Source organism: Streptomyces longisporus (genome assembly GCF_039532765.1).
GTDB lineage: Bacteria > Actinomycetota > Actinomycetes > Streptomycetales > Streptomycetaceae > Streptomyces > Streptomyces longisporus.
This window is the reverse complement of the sequence record NZ_BAAASG010000028.1, coordinates 84635-104649: the sequence shown is the minus strand read 5'-3', so window position 1 is coordinate 104649 and position 20015 is coordinate 84635. Positions and strand designations below refer to the sequence as shown.

General features: G+C 70.8%; 13 protein-coding genes. 7 read left to right on the top strand and 6 right to left on the bottom strand.

What is annotated here, in order from left to right; translation table 11 throughout:
• Positions 1-124 precede the first annotated feature (124 nt).
• Together npdG and ABD355_RS41385 are read left to right on the top strand one after the other, a co-directional pair.
• A complete protein-coding gene (npdG, locus tag ABD355_RS41390; protein ID WP_344406402.1) occupies positions 125-841 on the top strand; it encodes an NADPH-dependent F420 reductase in 717 nt (238 codons plus the stop codon).
• A 63-nt stretch (positions 842-904) separates the two neighbouring features.
• A complete protein-coding gene (locus ABD355_RS41385; RefSeq protein ID WP_344406401.1) occupies positions 905-1090 on the top strand; it encodes a hypothetical protein in 186 nt (61 codons plus the stop codon).
• Here ABD355_RS41385 and ABD355_RS41380 read toward each other — a convergent pair.
• Positions 1080-1880, bottom strand: coding sequence for a site-2 protease family protein (locus tag ABD355_RS41380; protein WP_344406399.1), 801 nt, complete (start codon positions 1878-1880; stop codon positions 1080-1082). The genes ABD355_RS41385 and ABD355_RS41380 overlap by 11 nt on opposite strands.
• A gap of 220 nt (positions 1881-2100) precedes the next feature.
• On the opposite strand from ABD355_RS41380, the gene ABD355_RS41375 reads away from it, so the two are divergent.
• Positions 2101-6180, top strand: a complete 4080-nt coding sequence (locus ABD355_RS41375; protein WP_344406398.1) for an AfsR/SARP family transcriptional regulator — start codon at positions 2101-2103, stop codon at positions 6178-6180.
• A 25-nt stretch (positions 6181-6205) separates the two neighbouring features.
• On the opposite strand, the gene ABD355_RS41370 is transcribed toward ABD355_RS41375, so the two are convergent.
• The 3 genes from ABD355_RS41370 to panB all read right to left on the bottom strand — a co-directional run bounded on the left by ABD355_RS41370 (position 6206) and on the right by panB (position 9264).
• On the bottom strand, positions 6206-7021 hold the full coding sequence (locus ABD355_RS41370; RefSeq protein WP_344406397.1) for an ABC transporter permease: 816 nt from the start codon (positions 7019-7021) through the stop codon (positions 6206-6208).
• Positions 7018-8043, bottom strand: a complete 1026-nt coding sequence (locus tag ABD355_RS41365; protein ID WP_344406396.1) for an ATP-binding cassette domain-containing protein — start codon at positions 8041-8043, stop codon at positions 7018-7020. The genes ABD355_RS41370 and ABD355_RS41365 overlap by 4 nt, the downstream gene beginning before the upstream one ends.
• A 345-nt stretch (positions 8044-8388) precedes the next feature.
• Entirely contained in the window at positions 8389-9264 is an 876-nt protein-coding gene (gene panB, locus ABD355_RS41360; RefSeq protein WP_344406395.1) for a 3-methyl-2-oxobutanoate hydroxymethyltransferase, read from the bottom strand.
• 201 nt (positions 9265-9465) lie between these two features.
• Here panB and ABD355_RS41355 point away from each other — a divergent pair, with 201 nt between their 5' ends.
• The 4 genes from ABD355_RS41355 to ABD355_RS41340 all read left to right on the top strand — a co-directional run bounded on the left by ABD355_RS41355 (position 9466) and on the right by ABD355_RS41340 (position 14319).
• Positions 9466-11055, top strand: a complete 1590-nt coding sequence (locus ABD355_RS41355) for an MFS transporter (protein ID WP_344406394.1) — start codon at positions 9466-9468, stop codon at positions 11053-11055.
• A 63-nt stretch (positions 11056-11118) separates the two neighbouring features.
• Positions 11119-11760, top strand: coding sequence for a TetR/AcrR family transcriptional regulator (locus tag ABD355_RS41350; protein ID WP_344406393.1), 642 nt, complete (start codon positions 11119-11121; stop codon positions 11758-11760).
• 277 nt (positions 11761-12037) lie between these two features.
• On the top strand, positions 12038-12997 hold the full coding sequence (locus tag ABD355_RS41345) for an endonuclease/exonuclease/phosphatase family protein (protein WP_425585863.1): 960 nt from the start codon (positions 12038-12040) through the stop codon (positions 12995-12997).
• Positions 12998-13098: 101 nt separating this feature from the next.
• The gene (locus ABD355_RS41340) at positions 13099-14319 is read left to right on the top strand and encodes an MFS transporter (RefSeq protein ID WP_344406391.1); all 1221 of its coding nucleotides are present in this window, start codon (positions 13099-13101) and stop codon (positions 14317-14319) included.
• Between the two features lie 287 nt (positions 14320-14606).
• Here the strand turns inward: ABD355_RS41340 and ABD355_RS41335 are convergent, their stop codons facing one another.
• Positions 14607-15014 (bottom strand): hypothetical protein, encoded by a 408-nt coding sequence (locus ABD355_RS41335; RefSeq protein ID WP_344406390.1) that lies wholly within the window; start codon positions 15012-15014, stop codon positions 14607-14609.
• 34 nt (positions 15015-15048) lie between these two features.
• On the bottom strand, positions 15049-19815 hold the full coding sequence (locus ABD355_RS41330; RefSeq protein WP_425585862.1) for an RICIN domain-containing protein: 4767 nt from the start codon (positions 19813-19815) through the stop codon (positions 15049-15051).
• Positions 19816-20015: the final 200 nt, after the last annotated feature.

Here is a 20015-nt window from a genome sequence, read left to right as displayed (position 1 = left end):
CACCCCGAATTCGCCCGACCTGACGACACTGCGCCGACGCCCGCGCCGCGACGACTGCGACGGCTGCCCGTGACGCGGCTCACCTGACCGACAGCGTCCGCCGGGGCGGACGTAAAGTCGGCCCATGACCTCTACCGACAGTGCTGCACAGACCCCCGCGAAGGCCCCCGCCAAGGACCCCTGGGACCTGCCCGACGTCTCCGGGCTCGTCGTCGGCGTCCTCGGTGGGACCGGGCCGCAGGGCAAGGGCCTCGCCTACCGGCTGGCCAGGGCCGGCCAGAAGGTGATCATCGGCTCGCGTGCCGCCGAGCGCGCCCAGGCCGCCGCGGACGAGCTCGGGCACGGCATCGAGGGCGCAGACAACGCCGAGGCCGCGCGCCGCAGCGACGTCGTCATCGTCGCCGTGCCGTGGGACGGCCACGGCAAGACGCTGGAGTCGCTGCGCGAGGAACTGGCCGGCAAGCTCGTCGTCGACTGCGTCAACCCGCTCGGCTTCGACAAGAAGGGCGCCTACGCGATCAAGCCGGAGGAGGGCAGCGCGGCCGAGCAGGCCGCCGCCCTGCTGCCGGACTCCCGGGTCACCGCCGCCTTCCACCATCTGTCGGCGGTCCTCCTCCAGGACCCCGAGATCGCCGAGATCGACACCGATGTGATGGTGCTGGGGGAGGAGCGGGCCGACGTCGAGATCGTGCAGGCGCTGGCCGGGCGCATCCCCGGCATGCGCGGCATCTTCGCAGGACGGCTGCGCAACGCCCACCAGGTCGAGTCGCTGGTCGCCAACCTGATCTCCGTGAACCGCAGGTACAAGGCACACGCCGGGCTCCGCGTCACGGACGTATGAGCGGATGGGGGACACTGGACGCCGTAACGGTGTCCCCCGGCCCGCCGACAGGAGTCGAACGAAATGCCCCGCCTTGGCCTCTACGCCCTGATCGTCTTTGTGCTCGCCGTGGCCGCGGCCGTGGTCTCCTTCGCGCAGGGCAGCTGGCTGGGGATCGTGTGGATCCTGCTCGCGGGGCTGTCCAGCAACATGTGCTGGTACTACTGGAAGCGGGGCCGGGCCGAGCGCCGGTCCTCCGTCACTGGCTGACCGAGCAGAACTCGTTCGTGCCCTGCCAGAAGCGGTAGAGCTCCTGGCCGCAGTACGTGCCGAAGTCGCTGATTCCGAGGCTGCGCAGGATCGCGTCGATCACGTCGAAGAACGCGGTGTTGATCGACGGCACCCACAGCAGCGCGAACACGAACAGCAGGCCGAACGGCGCGAAGGGCTCCACCTGCCGCTTGATCTTGTACGACAGCCAGGGCTCGATGACGCCGTAGCCGTCCAGGCCGGGCACCGGCAGGAAGTTCAGGATGGCGGCCGTGACCTGGAGCAGGGCGAGGAAGGCCAGCGCGAACTGGAAGTCGCGCGGCACACCGTCCAGCGCGTGCAGCCAGAACGGGGCGGTGCACACGGCCGCGAACAGCACGTTCGTCAGCGGTCCGGCCGCCGAGATGAGACTGTGCCGCCAGCGGCCGCGGATGCGGTTGCGCTCGATGAACACCGCGCCGCCGGGCAGACCGATCCCGCCCATGATCACGAACAGCACCGGGAGCACGATGCTCAGCAGCGCGTGCGTGTACTTCATCGGGTTCAGCGTGAGATAGCCCTTCGCGCCGACCGAGATGTCACCGCTGTGCAGGGCGGTACGCGCGTGTGCGTACTCGTGCAGACACAGGGAGACGATCCAGGCCGCCGTGACGAACAGGAACACGGCCACGCCCGGCTGCTCGGCGAACCCGGTCCAGGTGGCCCAGCCCGTGACCGCCGTGACGGCCAGGATCCCCAGGAAGACGGGGCTGATCCGCCGGTCGCTGCGGCTGGTGGTGGCGGTGGTCATGGGACTCCCTGGACAGTGCGTGCACGCGGTGGGACTGCCCGACGGTACCGGGCGTACGTGGAAAACGTCTCGCGGGGGGACGGTGGTTCCGTGCAAGGGTGGGGACATGGGGGATCGGCATGTGTGTACTGCGCGGGCCGGCAGAGAGCACGGTCGCACCGCCCCCTGACCGCGCCGCTCGCCCGGAACCCCATGACCGCCCCCGACGTCAACGGAGACAATGGACCCCGTGCGCTATCGCATCCTCGGCACCACTCAGGCGCTCCGCCCCGACGGCACCCCTGTCCCGGTCGGCGGGGCGCGGCTGCGTGCACTGTTGACCGTGCTGGCGCTGCGTGCCGGGCGTACCGTGCCGGCGGGCGTCCTGGTCGACGAGGTGTGGGACGGTGAGCCGCCCGCCGATGCACCGGGTGCGCTGCAGGCGCTGGTCGGGCGGCTGCGGCGGGCGCTCGGCGCGGACGCCGTCGCCTCCGCGGAGGGCGGCTACCGGCTCGCCGCCCGACCCGACGACGTCGACCTGCACCGCTTCGAGCGGCTGACCGGCGAGGGCATGCGCGCGCTGGCCGACGGTGACCCCGCCAAGGCGGCCGTCGTGCTCGACGACGCCCTCGGCCTGTGGCGCGGGCCCGCCCTGGCCGACCTCCCCGACCGCACCGCGGAGGCGGCCCGCTGGGACACCCGCCGCCTCGACGCCCTGCGCACCCGCCACACCGCCGCCCTCGCCCTGGGCCACGCCGAGCAGTCCCTGCCCGAACTGACCGCCCTGTGCGACACCCACCCCCTCGACGAACCCCTCCAGGCCCTACGCCTGCGCGCCCTCCGCGACGCGGGCCGCACGGCGGAGGCCCTGGCCGCCTTCGAGGACGTACGACGCCTCCTGGCAGACCGCCTGGGAGCGGACCCGGGAAGCGAACTGAGGTCGCTGTACGGGGAGTTGCTGCGGCCGGATGAACGGGGCCGCGGGCTTGGCGCCGACGCTGCGGCGGGTGGTCCCGGGCGGCCCTTCGGCAAGGGGTCGGGGGAGCGGGAGACACGCGTGCACGGTGGCGCCGGTGCCTCATGGGGTGGTCCTGAGGGGTCGGAGGAGCGGCCGTCAGCGGACGATGGGGACTCGTCAGCGCGCGGTCGCGTGACCGGCGTTCCGTCGGGTGGTCCCGGGTGGGATGGCGGTGAGGGGCCGGGAGAGTGGTCGCGGTCGGAGGCGCGGGTGCGTGGCCGCGGTGCTGGTGCGTCGTCCGGTGGTCTCGGGCGGGACGGCGGTGAGGGGTCAGAGGATGGGGGCTCGTCAGGGCGCGGTCGCGTGGCCGGCGTTTCGTCGGGTGGTCCCGGGTGGGATGGCGGTGAGGGGCCGGGGGAGTGGTCGCGGTCGGAGGCGTGGGTGCGTGGCCGCGGTGCTGGTGCGTCGTCCGGTGGTCTCGGGCGGGACGGCGGTGAGGGGGCAGAGGATGGGGGCTCGTCAGGGCGCGGTCGCGTGACCGGCGTTCCGTCGGGTGGTCCCGGGTGGGATGGCGGTGAGGGGCCGGGGGAGTGGTCGGAGGCGTGGGTGCGTGGCCGCGGTGCTGGTGCGTCGTCCGGTGGTCGTGAGCGGTCGGGAGAGCGGGACGCGCGGGCACGTGGGAGGCGTGCCGACGCCCCATCGGACGGCCACGGCTGGAACAGCGCTAGGCCGGCGGTCGGTTGGCGGGATGCCGTTGTCGGCGGAGGTACGGACGGCGCGAGGCCCGGGGCCGCGGTCGGCGGTCTGTCGGGGCAGGGGCCCCTCGTCCATGGGGCGGCTGCCGATGCCGCCCGGCCTCCCGGCAACCTCCGCGCCCGCCTCACCTCCTTCGTCGGGCGGGAGGCCGACATCGAGGCCATCCGGGGCGATCTCGCGGCGGCCCGGCTGGTGACGTTGCTCGGGCCCGGTGGGGCCGGGAAGACGCGGCTGTCGCAGGAGGCCGCCGAGACCGTGCGGTATGCGGCTCGGGACGGGGTGTGGCTGGCCGAGCTGGCGCCCGTCGACGACCCGGACGCCGTACCGGAGGCCGTGCTGACCGCCGTCGGGGCCCGCGAGACCGTGCTGTACGGCGCGGGGGCCGAGGCGATGCGGGCGGCAGGCGCCGAGCGGCACGACGACCCCCTCGAGCGGCTCGCCGAACACTGCGGGCGGCGGCGCATGCTGATCGTCCTCGACAACTGCGAGCACGTCGTCGAGGCCGCCGCCCGGCTGGTGGAGGAGCTGCTCGAACGGTGCCCGGAGCTGACGGTGCTGGCCACCAGCCGTGAACCCCTGGGCGTACCGGGGGAGTTGCTGCGCCCCGTGGAGCCGCTGCCCGAGCCGGTCGCGCTGCGCCTGCTCGCCGACCGGGGCGCGGCCGCCAGGCCCGGGTTCCGGACGGACGAGGATCCCGAGGCATGTGCCGAGATCTGCCGGCGGCTCGACGGGCTGCCTCTGGCCATCGAGCTGGCCGCCGCCCGGCTCCGTATGCTGACGCCCCGCCAGATCGCCGACCGGCTCGACGACCGCTTCCGGCTGCTGACCTCCGGCAGCCGCACCGTCCTGCCCCGCCAGCAGACCCTGCGCGCGGTCGTCGACTGGTCCTGGGATCTGCTCGACGAGGAGGAGAAGGAGGTGCTGCGGCGGCTCTCCGTCTTCGCGGGCGGCTGTGATCTCGCCGCCGCCGAGGCCGTCTGCGGACCCGCGGCCCTGGAAGCCCTTGGTTCGCTCGTCGACAAGTCCCTTGTGGTGGCCTCCCCTTCGGGTGACGGAGGCATGCGCTACCGGCTGCTCGAAACCGTCGCCGAGTACGCGGGCGAGCGCCTCGACGAGGCCGGGCGGCGCCCGGAGACCGAGCGGGCGCACCTGACGTACTACCGCGAACTCGCCCGCACCACCGACCCGTTGCTGCGCGGCCCCGGTCAGCTCACCGCCATCCGGCTGCTGGAGCGCGAGTACGAGAACCTGCGCACCGCCCTGCGCCACGCCGTCACCGAGCGCGACGAACAGGAGGCCCTCTGCCTCATCCTGTCGCTGTCCTGGTACTGGCAGATGCGGGACGCGCGCATCGAGGCCCGCAACTGGTGCGTCGAGGTCATGGCCCTCGGCCCCGACCCCTTCGCCGCCCCCGCCCGGCCCGCCGAACCGCTCTGGCAGCGCTGCACCGACGTCCCGCCCCCACTGTCGGGCGAACTCCTCGCCGAGGCCCGGCGTGGCGTCCACCTCGCCCATCTGGCCTGCATGGACACCGAGTTGGAGGCCTGGGAGTCCCCGCAGGCGAAGGAGAAACTGCGCACTATAACCGAGGTCTACCGGCCCGGCCTCCCGCAGAACTGCCGTACCCCCGGCATCCTCTGGTTCTACGCCGTGATGCTGACCGGCAACGTGGAGCGGCTGCCGGGCATCCTCGACGCGAGCGTCGACACCTGCCGTGCCACCCCCGGCATGGAGTGGGAACTCGCCGCCACCCTGCAGATGCGCGCCAACCTCCTCGCCAACCGCAGCGACTGGGCGGGCGACGCCCGGCGCGACGCCGACGAGTCGCTGGAGATCTACCGGCGGATCGGCGACCTGTGGGGCACCGCCGAGGCGCTGTCCGCCCGCGGTGAGGCCCATGAACGCATCGGCGAGTACGCGGCGGCCGCTGCCGACTACGAGGCGGCGATGGAACGCGCCGAACTCCTCGGCGCCCGCGCCCAGATGGCCGTGCTGGGCGCCCGGCTCGGCAGCGCGCTGCTGGAGGCGGGCGAGACGGAGCGGGGCGAACAGCTGCTGCGCGAGGTGATCGAGCGGAAGGACGGCTCGGGCAACGAGGCCATGCCCGCCGCCCGGATGTTCCTCGCGAGCCGACTGGCCACTGTCGGCCGTATCGCCGAGGCGCGCGAGCAACTGCGGCTGCTGCGCGAGGAGTTCACGATCGCCCACTTCGTCGTCTTCGATGCCTTCATCCTCGGCTCGGAGGCCTTCGTGGAGGCGGCCGACGGCCACTACGAGCAGTCCCTGGACAAGGCCCGGCAGGCGCTGCAACGGGCCGGCGACCCGCTGTCCGAAGCCATAGCCCCACATATGCGCCCCCTGTACCTGGCCCTCGCCGCGATCGGCCTCGCCGGTGCCGACGGCGGCGGCCGGGCCCGGGACGCCGCCCGCTGCATCGGGGCCGCGCGGACCCTGCTGCCGGCCGGCCATGTCGCGACGGCCATGGAGCGCGACGTGTACGCCCGCGCCGAACGGATCGCCCGCGCGGCCCTCGGCGACGAGGCCTACGAGGCCGCCCACGCGGAGGGCGGCGGCCTCTCCGCCGAGGAGGCCGCCGCCCTGGTCTGACGCGGACCGAGGCACACCGGCTGCGTCAGCTCTTGGTACGGAACTTGTGGATCGCGTACGGCGCAGCCACCGCGGTGATCGCCACGGACCAGGCGAGCGTGACCCACAGATCGTGCGCGACCGGGCCGCCCACCATCAGTCCGCGCGCCGCGTCGGCGAGCGTGGACAGCGGGTTGTAGTCGGTGAAGGCCTGCAGCCAGCCCGGCATGTTCTTCGTCGGCGAGAAGATCGACGAGCCGAACTGCAGCGGGAAGAGCACCAGGAAGCCCATCGCCTGCACGGACTGCGCGTTCTTGAGGACCACGCCCAGGGTGAGGAACACCCACATGATCGACGAGGCGAACACCGTGGCGAGTCCGACGGCCGCGAACAGCCCGACCCAGTGGTGGATGTCGAACCCGACCAGCACGGCGACGATCATGAGCACGGTCGTGGCGAACAGCATCCGCGCCAGCTCGACCGCGATCTTCGCGAACAGCACCGAGCCGCGTCCGATCGGCAGGGTGCGGAAGCGGTCCATGACACCGGAGTTGAAGTCCTGACTGAATCCGGTGCCGACGCCCTGGGACAGCGACATGCTCATCATCGCGATCATGCCGGGGATGACGTACTGGACGTACCCGTGCTGCCCGCCACCCAGGGCCAACCCGATCGAGCCGCCGAAGACGTACACGAACAGCAGGGTGAAGATGACCGGCATCAGCAGCGCGTCGAACATCGACTCGGGGTCCTGCTTGATCCACAGCAGGTTCCGGCGGATCAGGGCGCCGGTGTGGCGCAGATGGCCGCGCAGCGGGATGTGCGCGTCGGTGGCCGGAGCGGTGGCGGTTGCCGCGCTCATACGGCGACCTCCTCGAGGGTGTCGGTGGGTGCGGCGTCCTGCGGGGCACTGGCACGGTGGCCGGTGAGGGACAGGAACACCTCGTCCAGGCTGGGCAGTTCGGTGGTGATGGAGCTGATCGTGATGCCCTCCGCGAGGACCACGCCGGCCACCGCGGTCAGCTGTTCGTCGCTGAGGATCGGCACGAGCACGGACCCGCTCTCGGTGTCGACGGTCGTCGAGGCGAGTCCGGTGATGCCGAGGCCGTCGAGGGTGGCGGCGAGCGGCCGCAGCTGCTGCGGGTCGGCGGGGCGCACCCGCAGGGTCCGTCCGCCCACCTTGGCCTTGAGCTCGTCGATCCCACCGCCCGCGATGACCTTGCCGCGGTCCACGACGGTCAGTTCGGTGGCGAGCTGCTCGGCCTCCTCCATGTACTGGGTGGTGAGCAGCACGGTCACGCCCTCGCCGACCATGGCCTTGACCTCGTCCCACACCTCGTTGCGGGTGCGCGGGTCGAGTCCGGTGGTCGGCTCGTCGAGGAACAGCACCTCGGGCCGCCCGATCATCGAGGCGGCGAGGTCGAGGCGCCGTCGCATACCGCCGGAGTAGGTGCTCGCGGGCCGCCTGGCGGCCTCGGTCAGTGAGAACCGCTCCAGCAGCTCGTCGGCACGCGCGCGTGCCTCCTTGCGGGGCAGGTCGAGCAGCCGCCCGATCATGTAGAGGTTCTCCCAGCCGGGGAGCTTCTCGTCTACGGAGGCGTACTGTCCGGTCAGGCCTATCACCCGGCGCAGCTGCCGGGGCTGGTGCAGTACGTCGTATCCGGCGACGGTCGCCTGCCCCGAGGTGGGTGCGAGCAGCGTGGACAGGATCCGCACCAGGGTGGTCTTGCCGGCGCCGTTGGGCCCGAGCACACCCATCACGGTGCCCTCACGCACATCCAGGTCCACGCCGTCCAGCGCCTTGGTCTCGCCGTAGTGCTTGACCAGCCCCCGCACGGTGACGGCGGCGTTTCCGCCGCTGGGGTCGTTGTCGATTCGCGTCATGCCACGAAGGTGACAGCCCCGACCGACAAACGACCGACAGCCCACCGACACGGCTTTGTCGGCGCCTACAGACCGCCGACAGTTTCGCCCCCGCCGCCCCTACCCGTCCCTGGGGGCTGCGCCCCCAGACCCCCGCTTCGGCCTGAACGGCCTCGTCCTCGAACGCCGGACGGGCTGAAAAGATCAACCCGGCCGGCGAAAAATCAGCCCCTCCGGCGTTTGAGGAGCGAGGGGTCCGGGGGCGGAGCCCCCCGGGTCGGGACGGGAAGGGGCGGCGGGGGCGAGAAAAAACGGCAGCCCGTCGACGGGGGAAGATCGACGGGCTGCCTCTGTGCCGCTGTGGCTCTAGTGGACGGAGTTCTCCTCCGACGGGAACACCCCGCCGACCACGTCCTCCGCGAACTCCTTCACCGCGTTCCCCATGACCTCACGCAGGTTGGCGTACTTCTTGACGAACTTCGGCACCCGACCGGAGGTCAGCCCCAGCATGTCCGTCCACACCAGCACCTGCGCATCCGTCTCGGGTCCGGCCCCGATCCCGACGGTCGGAATGTGCAGCACCCGCGTCACCTCGGCCGCCAGCTCCGCCGGCACCAGTTCCAGCACCACCGCGAACGCCCCGGCGTCCTGCACGGCCTTCGCGTCCCGCAGCAGTTGCTGCGCCGCCTCCTCGCCGCGCCCCTGCACCCGGTAGCCCATCGCGTTCACGGACTGCGGGGTCAGCCCGATGTGGGCCATGACCGGGATACCGGACTCGACAAGCAGCCGGATCTGTTCGTGCGACCGCTCCCCGCCCTCCAGCTTCACGGCACCCACCCCGGCGTCCTTCACCAGCCGGGTCGCCGAGCGCAGCGCCTGCACCGGACCCTCCTGGTAGGAGCCGAAGGGGAGGTCGCCGACGATCAGGGCGCGCTGCGTACCGCGTACGACGGCCGCGGACAGCATGGTCATCTCGTCCATGGTGACGGGCACGGTCGTCTCGTACCCGAGGTGGCAGTTGCCCGCCGAGTCGCCGACGAGGATCACCGGGATGCCGGCCTCGTCGAAGACGGACGCGGTCATCGCGTCGTAGGCGGTGAGCATGGGCCACTTCTCGCCGCGTTCCTTGGCGAGGGCGATGTCGCGAACGGTGATACGGCGTGTGCCCTTGCCCCCGTACAGCGCCTTGCTGCCGTCGGAGGGCCTGTTCTGGACAGTCTGGGCAGCCGAAAGCTGCGTCATTGCAACGGCTCCTTCAGTCATCTCGAGGCGCCCTGACGGCGTCCCCGGATCACTCCCATGGTGGCACTTCGTGCCAGCCAGGGCCAGAGGGAACTCCGTCACGTAGGCACGGATGCCGTAGGCACCGGCGGGCGTAAGGTCCAGGTAAAAGATTTACGATACGGCACCGTCTCGTATCGGAATTCGCCTAGCCTGGAGGGCATGACGACTCCACCCGTTTCCGCACCCCGGATACCCGAGGCGGTGCACCGGCGTCGCTGGGCCATCCTCGGCGTCCTGATGCTCAGCCTGCTGATCGTGGTGCTCGACAACTCGATCCTGAACGTCGCCATCAAGACGATCTCCACCCCGGCCCCGACCGGGCTGGGCGCCACCCAGAGCGAGCTGGAGTGGGCGATCAACGCCTACACGCTCGTCTTCGCGGGTCTGCTGTTCACCTCGGGCCTCATCGGCGATCGGGTGGGCCGCAAGAAGGTGCTGCTCGGCGGTCTCGTCGTGTTCGGCGTCGGCTCCGCGCTCGCCGCCGAGTCCGGCTCGCCCGGCCAGCTGATCGCCTACCGCGCCCTGATGGCCCTCGGCGCGGCCTTCGTCATGCCGGCCACCCTCGCCGTCCTCATGAACGTCTTCGAGCGCGAGGAGCAGCCCAAGGCCATCGGGATCTGGGCCGGCGGCGTCGGCCTCGCCATCGCCATCGGCCCGATCACCGGCGGTGTCCTCCTCGACCACTTCTGGTGGGGCTCGGTCTTCCTCATCAACGTGCCGATCGTGCTCCTCGCGCTCGCCCTGATGATCTGGCTCGTCCCCGACTCCCGCGACCCGCGGCCGGGCCGGCTCGACCCCATCGGCGTCCTGCTGTCCGTCGTGGGCCTGGTCCTGCTCGTCTACGGCATCATCAAGGGCGGCGAGCTCGCCGACTTCACGGACGCCCAGGTGCTGTCGACCATCGCCGCCGGTCTCGTCGTACTCACCGCGTTCGTCGTCTTCGAGAAGCGCAGCGACCACCCCTCGCTCGACGTGACGTACTTCAAGAACAAGGTGTTCTCGGCCGCCATGGCCGCCATCGCGCTGGTCTTCTTCGCGCTGATGGGCGTCACGTTCTTCGCCGTGTTCTACACCCAGAGCGTGCGCGGCTACTCGCCGCTGCAGTCCGGTCTGCTGATGCTGCCGCTGGCCGCCGCGCAGATGATCTTCGCGCCGCGGGCCCGGCTGATCGTCGACCGGTTCGGCAACAAGGTCACCACCGGGGTCGGACTGCTGCTGCTCGCCGGGATGCTCGCCGCGTTCGCGGGCTTCGAGGCGGACACCCCGATCTGGGTCCTGGAGGTCGTGTTCTTCCTCATGGGCGCCGGCATGGCTCACGTCATGACCCCGACCAGCGTCGTCATCATGCAGTCCCTGCCGCGCGAGAAGGCCGGCTCCGCGTCCGCGCTGAGCAACACCTTCCGCCAGGTCGGCGGCGCCCTCGGCATCGCGGTCCTCGGCTCGGTGCTGTCGACGGCGTATCGCACCGGCATCGAGGGCAAGCTCGGCCACCTCCCGGCCGGGCTGCGGGAGACGGCCGGCGAGTCCATCGAGGCCACCCTCGGTGTCGCGGCGAAGCTCGGCCCGCAGGGCAGGGCCCTGGTCGCCCCGGCCAACGACGCCTTCCTGCACGCCATGCACGTCACCGCGCTGTGCGGCACGGTCGTCGCGATCGTCGGGGCGCTCGTGGCCTTCGTGTTCCTGCCCGGGAAGCCGCCGGCCCGTCAGGGGGGCGAGGAGAAGCAGGAGTTGGTGGCCGCGGCGGAATAGCGTCTTCCGCCGCACTGGGGGGCAACGGGGAGAATTGCTCCAGCTCAACGAAGGGACGCAGAAGTGAGCCTCGCCGACAGTCCGGCCCCTCCCGGGGCGCCCGCACGCGGACGCCCCCGCAGTGAGGCGGTCGAACGCGCCGTCATAGAGGGGGTGCTGAAGCTCCTGGAGGACGGCGTCCCGCTCGCCGAACTCTCCATCGAGCGCATCGCCCGCACGGCGGGCGTCGGCAAGGCCACCATCTACCGCCGCTGGAGCGGCAAGGAGGAGCTCTTCGTCGACGTCGTACGCGCCGCCGAGCCCCCGGACCCCGAACTCCCCGGTACGTCCATGCGCGACGACCTGGTGGCCCTCCTGGAGCAGCTGCGGCAGCGCGGCGTCATGACCCGTACCTCGGTGCTCCTGCACAACGTGTTCGCCCAGATGAAGAGCAGCCCGAAGGTCTGGGCCGCATATCACGCCTCCGTCGTCCGGCCGCGGCGCCGACTGCAGATCGAGATCCTGCGCCGCGGCCAGCAGAACGGCGAACTCCGCGAGGACGTCGACATCGAGCTGGTGAACGACCTGTTCGTCGGCCCCATGCTGCTGCGCACCGTCATGCGCCCGGAGGCGGACGTGGAGACCGACCTCTCCGAGGGACTGTCGGAGCAGATCGTGGACACCCTCCTCGAAGGGCTACGACCCGTCAAATCCTCAACCACCTAGCCCGAATGTGCGCGTTGCGTCACAGAGGGCGCTTTCGCGGGTCGCGTTCGGAACTCACCGCGCCGGGTTCGTCGTCCTCGTGCCCGTACGGCCGTCATGCGACGGCAGGGACGGGCTCGATCATCCCCTAGGGTTTCAGATACGGGGGGACGGACGGGTTGCACGGCAGGCAGTGAGGCGACGCGGTATGGCGCAGCAGGCGTATGTGACGGAGACGGACAACGGCGGCTCGGGGCCCGAGCACCGGGGGGACCGGCTTCGGCGCCTGCTCAACCGCATGGTCTCCGGATGGCGGGGCGACCCCAGAATCTGGCGCCGTGGCCTGGTCGTCGCCGCGCTCGGGGTGATCCTGGCCCTGGTGATGCTGCTGCACGCACGCATCCCCAACCGCATCGGCAACCTGGGCAGCCTCACCGAGACCTTCCTGCCCTGGCTGGGTCTCCTGGTCCCGCTGCTGCTCCTGCTCGCGCTGGTGCGCAGGTCGGCGACCGCGCTGATCGCGGTGGTGCTGCCGGCAGCCGTTTGGCTGAATCTCTTCGGCGGATTGCTGACGGACAAGACCGTCGGCGGCGGCGACCTGACCGTTGCCACGCACAACGTGAACGCCGACAACCCCGACCCTTCGGGAACGGCCCGTGAGGTGGCCGCGTCCGGCGCGGACGTGCTGGCCCTGGAGGAGCTGAACCCGTCGGCGGTGCCGGTGTACGAGAGGGCGCTGGCGTCGACGTACAAGTACCACTCGGTGCAGGGCACCGTCGGGCTGTGGAGCAAGTACCCCATGACCGAGGTCAGGGCCGTCGACATCAAGCTGGGCTGGACGCGCGCCATGCGCGCCACGGTGACCACGCCGGAGGGGGAGGTCGCCTTCTACGTCGCCCACCTGCCGTCCGTGCGGGTGAAGCTGGAGGCCGGGTTCACGGCCCGGCAGCGCGACAAGAGCGCCAACGCGCTCGGCGAGGCCATCGCCCAGGAGCCGCTGAAGCGGAAGGTGCTGCTCGGCGACCTGAACGGCACGATGAACGACCGCTCCCTCAACGGCGTCACCTCCCAGATGCGTTCCACGCAGGGCGCGGCGGGCAGCGGGTTCGGGTTCAGCTGGCCGGCCTCGTTCCCGATGGCGCGGATCGACCAGATCATGGTCCAGGGCATCGAGCCGGTGACCTCGTGGACGCTGCCCAGGACCGGCAGCGACCACCTCCCGATCGCAGCCCGTGTGAGCCTCGCCACCGGCTCGTAACCTCCCGGAATACTGGGCCCGAGAGACTTTGTTCCGTAACTGAACTTAAACTGGTACGGAACTCAGCTCTCCCTTTGACCTTGAAAGGAACAGGCCCCTTCATGCCCCTGGCCCTGCTCGCTCTGGCCGTCGGCGCTTTCGGGATCGGCACCACCGAGTTCGTGATGATGGGCCTGCTGCCCGACGTCGCGGACGACCTGCACGTCTCCCTCCCCACCGCCGGGCACCTGGTCTCGGCGTATGCGCTGGGCGTCGTCATCGGCGCCCCGCTGCTGGCCGCGGTCACCGCGCGGATGTCCCGCCGCACGGTGCTGATCGGTCTGATGGCGCTGTTCGTGGCGGGCAACGCGCTCTCCGCCTTCGCCCCCGGCTACGACTCGCTCCTGGCGGCCCGCTTCCTGAGCGGTCTGCCGCACGGCGCCTTCTTCGGCGTGGGCGCGGTCGTGGCGACGAACCTGGTCGCGCCGGAGCGCAAGGCCCGCTCCGTCTCCTTGATGTTCCTCGGCCTCACGGTCGCCAACATCGCCGGCGTCCCGGTCGCCACAGTCATGGGGCAGCACCTGGGCTGGCGGGCCACGTTCCTCGGCGTCAGCGCGATCGGACTGGCGGCGATCGCCTCCCTGGCGGCGCTGATCCCGCACGACCACACCCACGCGGCCCCGGCGACGGGCCTGCGCGGCGAACTGGCGGCCCTGCGCTCCGTGCCGGTCTGGCTGGCGCTCGGTACGACCGTGGCAGGCTTCGGCGCGCTGTTCGCCGCGTACAGCTACATCACGCCGATGCTGACGGACGCCGCCGGGTACGCCGAGACCAGCGTGACGGTGCTGCTGGCGCTGTTCGGTGTGGGCGCGACGGTGGGCAACCTGCTGGGCGGGCGTCTCGCGGACCACTCCCTGCGGAGGACGCTGTTCGGCGGCCTGGTCTCCCTGGCGGGTGTCCTGGCCCTGTTCCCGCTGCTGATGTCGACGCAGTGGAGCGCGGCCCTGGCGGTGGTCCTGCTCGGCGCGGCGGCCTTCATCACCGGGTCGCCGCTCCAGCTGATGGTCATGGAGAAGGCTTCGGCGGCTCCGTCCCTGGCGTCCTCCGCGAACCAGGCGGCGTTCAACCTGGCGAACGCCGGGGGAGCGTGGATCGGGGGCGTCGCACTGGCGGCGGGCTTCGGAGTCACCTCTCCGGCGCTGGCGGGGGCGGGGCTGGCGGTGCTCGGCCTTGCGGTGGCCGGGGCGGCCTACGCGGTGGACCGGCGGCGGGTTCCTGCGGCGGGGCGGCAGCGCGTGGTTGCCTCGCACGTCCCGCAGGAGGCGGAGGCGCTGCACCGCTGAGGGGGCGGGCGCCGGGGCGGATGCTTCTCGTCCCTGCTGGCCTTGCCCGCTTGCGTCCGCGGAGGCCCCGCCCCCTCGACCCGAGCGGGGGCTGCACCTCCGCGCCGGCTTGGCCACCCCGGCGCTTTGGCCACCGCTCGGAGCTCAGGCACCGCCTCGGCGAAGGCGAGGCTTCGGCCGGCGCCGGTGGTGTCCCTCCGGTCCTTCACCGGCAAAGGGACATGCACGGCGCTGAGGACGCCCCCTCGAATTCACCGGCCAGGGGCGCCCTCATCGTTTGATCCACGTCAGCGGACGCTGCCGTACTCCACGGGGAAGTCCGGGGGCCAGGGCTGGGTGAAGTCGAACAGGGACGGGTCCTCGAACTTGCGGTCCGCCTCGCGCCACGCGGGTTCGGCGGAGACGACGAAGCTGTCCCCGTCCGGTTCGATCATCCAGGTGAAGCCCGCATCCTCCGCGGGGAGGCCATGGCGCTCCTTCAGCACTGCGAACTCCGCCTCCGACGCCCGGCGGACGTGGATCCCCTTCTCGTAGATGGGCTTGAGCAGCATGAGCTCCACATGCCCGAAGTGCACCTCGACGCGGGTGTCTGTTCCGTCGACGGCGGTGGCGTCGCTGCGCAGCAGCAACTGACGGTGCGACGCCGCGAAGCTGACCACCCGGAACAGGCGTCCCTCTCGCACGAAATCCGGCATTCTCTGTGTTCTTCCTGTCCTCGAGGTGTGCGGGTCACTGGGCCCAGTCCGGCTTCGGCATGTCTTTGACGAGGCTCGGCGCCTTGTCGCCCGGCTTGGTGAAGTACCAGTCGATGGCGTCGAAGTCCCGACGTCCCAGGATCACCTTGAGACGCAGCGTCGCCATTTCCCACGCGGTGCCGTTGTTGCTTCCCAGCTCTGCCACGGCCCGCCAGTCGCCGCCCACCAACGGCTTCCCGCGCTCGACGAGCTTGTTCAGGGCTTCCGCGGCGGTCTTCGCGTCCGGAACACCGTCCAGTGAAATGCTCAACTTCACCGACCTATTGTCCAGCGCCTTCTCGACGCCGGCCATCCAGATCGGACGCCCGTCACCGTTGGGGGCCGGCCTGCCGAGAAGTTTGTTGTTGAACGTCCGTGCGCCCGGGCCGCTCAGGCCGCCGGTGCCGCCCAGCGTCTCCGCGGCCAGCCTGTCGGAGTACGGATTTATCCCCAGAACAATGTGGTCGCCGTCCTTGACGAGCTCATTGACGATTTGCTCGAGGCACTCGTTGTGCACCAGGACCGGCGTCGACCCCGTGTACACGTAGTACGTGTGGTTTCGCGCGACCTCGAAGTTGAAGACCTCGACGGATCCCTTGACGACCGTGGTGCCAAGGACCTGCGTGGAGCCGCCGTCCCGCGCCTCAAGGGTGTCACCGGCGCGCAGTTCGCCGGCCTCGACCCAACCCCGATCACGTACCCAGAAGCGGTGCGAGTCAGTCGCTTCGACCTGGCCGACGGCGGTTCTGATCCGGATCAGGGAGTTGACGGTGTGACGGAACAGGTTCAACACCGGCTGCAGGGACTTCTTGCCCGTGACCTGGTCCTGCGACCAGACCCGGTCACCGATCTTGATGTCCTCGATGGATTTGGGACCGTTTTCCGTCGCCACCTTGGTGCCGGCCGGGAAGCACCTGGTCAGCGCGAGCTTTGAGGTGATTCCTTCGATGGCGGCGTCGGTGAGACCGGCGGTGCGTAGGGCCTTCCATGCGTCGTCGATGGCGATGCCGGTTCTCATGGCCGCGTCGAAAGCCGTCACGGCGTCCTTGATGGCCTTGACGGCGACGTTGCCGAAGACGAGGGTGCCAATGTCGAAGACGGCCCATCCGCAGTTGCCCAGGGTTCCGCCACCACCTGTGGTGATTCTGTCCCAGCAGCCGGTGAAGTCTTCGGTGAGGGCCTTGACGAATCCCTTGGCGACGGCGTCGTTGAACTCCTGCGGCGTGATCGTGTAGGTGACCTTTTGGGTCTGAGGCTTCAGCTCCAGGCTGTGGAGGAACAGGGTTTCGGACGCGGGACATCCGGACTGCACGTCCGGGATGTCCGTAGCCGTACAGAGGTAGATGTCGACGAAGGGCTTGGCGGTGATGTTCGCGGTGATGACGCAGTCACCGACGTGGACGATGGGGTTGCAGTTTTCCTTGTGCAGGATTTCCGGATCGCCGACGGGTTCCATCCGCGTCTTGTAGAAGACACCACCGACGCCGGCAGCGCCGTTCTCGATCTGGCCGTTGCGGTTCTTGGTTTCTGTTCGCCGGGCCGCGTCCTGGGCTTCCTTGGCGTATTTGGCGGCGTCCTTGGCGGCCTGTTCGGCTTCGGTGGCGGCTGTGTCGGCGCGGTCGGCGGCGGCGCGGGCGTCCTTGGCGTCCTGTTCGGCCTGGGTGGCTGCGGTGCGGGCGGCTTCGGCGTCGAGGGCTGCGGCGTCGGCTGAGTCGCGGGCGTCCTTGGCGTAGCCCTCGGCGTTTCCGGCGGCGGTGTCGGCGGCTGCCGCGTCGTCGGCGGCCTGTTTGTCGTAGTCGATGGTGCGGGCCAGGGATTCCTGGGCTGCTGCTGCGGCCTTGGCGGCGTCGGCCGCGTAGCCGAGGGCCTGCTTGGAGTAGGTGCGGGCATCCGCCGCGTACTGGGCCGCGTTGGCCGCGTGCTGGTAGGCCTCCTTGGCGTCGCCCTTGGCCTGGTCGGCGAGGCTCTTGGCCGCGTCCGCCTCGGCCTGGGCGTTCTTGGCGTGGGCGTCTGCGACCGCCTGCTGCTGGTCGGCTATGGACTTGGACGCCTGGCCGGTCAGGACGACCAGACCGGCGGCGGAGTCGGTGTCGACGTAGGCCGAGCCGAGTTGGATGGCGTCGTTGGCCGGGTTGGCGACCTGTTCGGCTGCCTTGCCCGCGTCCACGGCGGCCTGCGCGGTGACATGGGCGTATCCCGCGGCCTTCGCGGAGGCCGCGAGGGCGTTGCCGGCCTCGGTGTTGGCTGCGTCGGCCTGGGTCTTGGCGTCCTTGGCGTGCGCTTCGGCCTCGTCGGCCAGCTTGACCGCGGTCTTTGCTTCGGTGGCGGCGTCCTGGGAGGCCTTGATGGCGTCGGCTGCGGCGCTGGTGGCGGTCTTCACCGCGGCGTCGGCCTTCAGCTTGTCGGCCTGGGCGGCGTCGGCGTCGGAGCGGGCGCGTTTGGCGGCTGCCTCGGCGCGGGTGGCGGCTGCGTCGGCGTCGGCGGCTGCCTGGGTGGCTGCGTCGGCGTCCGCGCGGGCGTTCTTCGCGGCGGTCTCGGCGTCGTCGGCGGCCTTGTCGGCGTCGTTGGCGGCGGTGCGGGCGGCGGTCGCGGCGTCCCCGGAGTCGAGGGAGTCGGCGTAGGCGTCCTTGGCGTCGGCCTTGGCGCGAGCTGCGGCGGCCTTCTGCTCGGCGTCCCAGGCGTCGTCGCGTTTGGCCTTGGCGTTGTCGCGGGCCTTGACTGCGTCGTCGCGTTTGCCTTCGGCGGTCTTCTCGGCGGCGTCGGCCTTGTCCTTGGCGTCCTTGGCCGCCGTTGCCTGCTGCTGTGCGGCGGTCTTGTCGGCCGCGGCCTCGGCCTGTTTGGCCGCTGCGGTCTCCTTCTCGGCCTTGGCGGTCTTCTCCTGCGCCTCGGCGTCCAGACGCTTGGCGTGGGCATCGGCGGCGGCCACCTTCGCATCGCCCTCGGCCTTGAGCGCGGTGGTGAGCTTGGCCTCGGCGGTTTCCTTGTCGGCCTTGGCGTTGTCCCGGTGGACCTTCGCCGCATCCGCGGCCGCCTTGGCCTGTTCCTCGGCGGCCTTCGCGGCCTCCTTGCGAAACTCCGCCTTGACCTGCGCCGCCTGGGCGAGCGCCCGCTGGGCGATCGTCGCGCTGTCACCGGCCGAGGCGCGGGTTGCGGCCTCGGCCGTCTCGCCGGCCTTCTCCATCGCCTGGAGCGCTGCCACCGCGCCCCGGGTCACTTGTGTCTTCTGCTGACCCACCAGCAGACCACGCCCCCGCGGCGCACCAGCCGCGTCCGCGATGCCGTAGGCGGCCTGAAGAGCTGCGGCCGAGCTGGTTCCGGCCTTCTGCGCGGCTGCCAACTGCGCCTGGAGGACAGCGAGTTGCTTCTTCGCGCCCGCCTGAGCGGCCGAGATGCCGGCGGTGGCCTTGGTGAACTGGGCCTTGGTCGGGTAGTCCAGCTTGTCCGTGCCGTCATGTCCCTTGGGGACGATGCGGATCTTCTGCGCGTCGGTGCCGTTGCAGGTGTACAGCTGGGCGTCGTTGCCGTTCGTGAACGTGTGCAGGTCCAGGCACTTGTCGGTGGCGGCGTTGCGCAGTTCACCGGCGGCGCGGACGTCGAACTGCCACTGCTGCGGCGCGCTGCCGTTGCACGACCAGAGCCGGATCTTCGTACCGTTGGCGTCGTTGCCGTTCTGCACGTCCAGGCACTTGCGCGCGTTGGTGTTGTACAGGGAGTAGCCGCCGTCGTACAGGCCCCCGAACTTCCACTCCTGGGCGGCGCTGTTGTTGCAGGTGTAGATCTGCACCGGGGTGCCGTTGGCCGTCCCGCTGCCCTGGACGTCCAGGCACTTGCCCTGGGCCGCCTCCACCCGCATCACCAGCGAGGAGTCGCCGATCCAGCCGATGCCGCCCGGGGACCAGTAGTCCTGCCAGCGGGTGAGGTGGTCGGCGACCCAGGAGTGCCCCAGCATGTCGCTGAGCGCCTTCGCGCCCTTGGCCAGGGCGTCGACGGCACTCTTGTTCGCGTCCAGGATCAGGTTGCGCTGGGCGGCCTGGGAGGAGACCTCCTGCTGCCACTCGCCGGCCGCGGTGGAGGTGACGTCGCCCAGCACGTTGTCCGGGTCCAGCGGATCACGCCAACCGCACGCCGCGAACCGGGACTTCACGTCCTCGACCGCTATGCGGTACTCCGGAGTGCCGGGCTGCGGAGCGGTACGCGGGAAACCACCCGAGGACAGGAAGATGCGCGCGTCGTCCGCGCCCGCGTTCGTGGCGGGGCCGCCGTGCATCCACTGGAAGGCGCTGTGCTCGGCCAGCGCCCGGTTCCACTCCTGCTGGGTGGTGCCGGCCGGGTCCGGGTCCTTGCCGTAGAGCGGGTTGCCGACGGCGTCGACGGCCTTGAGGGTCGCGTCGTCGGCCTTGGGAGTGTCGTCCTGGTAGAAGTCGTAGTCGTTCATCCAGAACCGGTCGGCGACCCACTTGCCCAGACCCGTCTGATTGTCAAAGCTCTGCTCGCCGTCGGGCGGCCAGTGGAACGCGGCGTCCGTGAACCCGCCCGGAGTTGCCAGGCCGTCGAGAGGCTTCTTCCAGCCGTCCCGCTGAGCAGCGAGATCGTCCGTCTGCTTGCTCGCCGCGTCCCGGTCTTTCTGGTACGCGACAGCAAGCGGCGTCTGCTCCCAGTTCTTCCGGTCCGCCAGGACGTGGAGTTTGTCGGCGGGCTGGTTGAGGCCGTCCTGCGCGGTCGCGGCCATCGACGGCCCGCCGAGCCGCAGCACGTGCGACATCAGGCACTGGTCCTGCCGCAACTGCTCGGCGGAGGTGTCCTGATACCAGGGGTAGGAATCGCTCGCCGGTTCGGCGTGCAGGCCGGCCAGGCTGGGCTGAACCGCCACACCGGCCAAAACGGCCAGCGCGGCAACTGAGGTGACAGCGGACGTGAGTCTTCGTGATCTTCGAGTTCCGGGCAGCCGGAACCAGGGTTTGG

Excerpts from the sequence above, each read along its gene's own strand:
- ABD355_RS41345 (WP_425585863.1), top strand. The coding sequence starts at position 12,038 with ATGGTCTCCGGATGGCGGGGCGACCCCAGAATCTGGCGCCGTGGCCTG.
- panB (WP_344406395.1), bottom strand. The coding sequence starts at position 9,264 with ATGACGCAGCTTTCGGCTGCCCAGACTGTCCAGAACAGGCCCTCCGAC.
- ABD355_RS41370 (WP_344406397.1), bottom strand. The coding sequence starts at position 7,021 with ATGAGCGCGGCAACCGCCACCGCTCCGGCCACCGACGCGCACATCCCG.
- ABD355_RS41375 (WP_344406398.1), top strand. The coding sequence starts at position 2,101 with ATGGACCCCGTGCGCTATCGCATCCTCGGCACCACTCAGGCGCTCCGC.
- npdG (WP_344406402.1), top strand. The coding sequence starts at position 125 with ATGACCTCTACCGACAGTGCTGCACAGACCCCCGCGAAGGCCCCCGCC.
- ABD355_RS41330 (WP_425585862.1), bottom strand. The coding sequence starts at position 19,815 with ATGTCGCACGTGCTGCGGCTCGGCGGGCCGTCGATGGCCGCGACCGCG.
- ABD355_RS41365 (WP_344406396.1), bottom strand. The coding sequence starts at position 8,043 with ATGACGCGAATCGACAACGACCCCAGCGGCGGAAACGCCGCCGTCACC.
- ABD355_RS41335 (WP_344406390.1), bottom strand. The coding sequence starts at position 15,014 with ATGCCGGATTTCGTGCGAGAGGGACGCCTGTTCCGGGTGGTCAGCTTC.
- ABD355_RS41355 (WP_344406394.1), top strand. The coding sequence starts at position 9,466 with ATGACGACTCCACCCGTTTCCGCACCCCGGATACCCGAGGCGGTGCAC.
- ABD355_RS41380 (WP_344406399.1), bottom strand. The coding sequence starts at position 1,880 with ATGACCACCGCCACCACCAGCCGCAGCGACCGGCGGATCAGCCCCGTC.
- ABD355_RS41385 (WP_344406401.1), top strand. The coding sequence starts at position 905 with ATGCCCCGCCTTGGCCTCTACGCCCTGATCGTCTTTGTGCTCGCCGTG.
- ABD355_RS41340 (WP_344406391.1), top strand. The coding sequence starts at position 13,099 with ATGCCCCTGGCCCTGCTCGCTCTGGCCGTCGGCGCTTTCGGGATCGGC.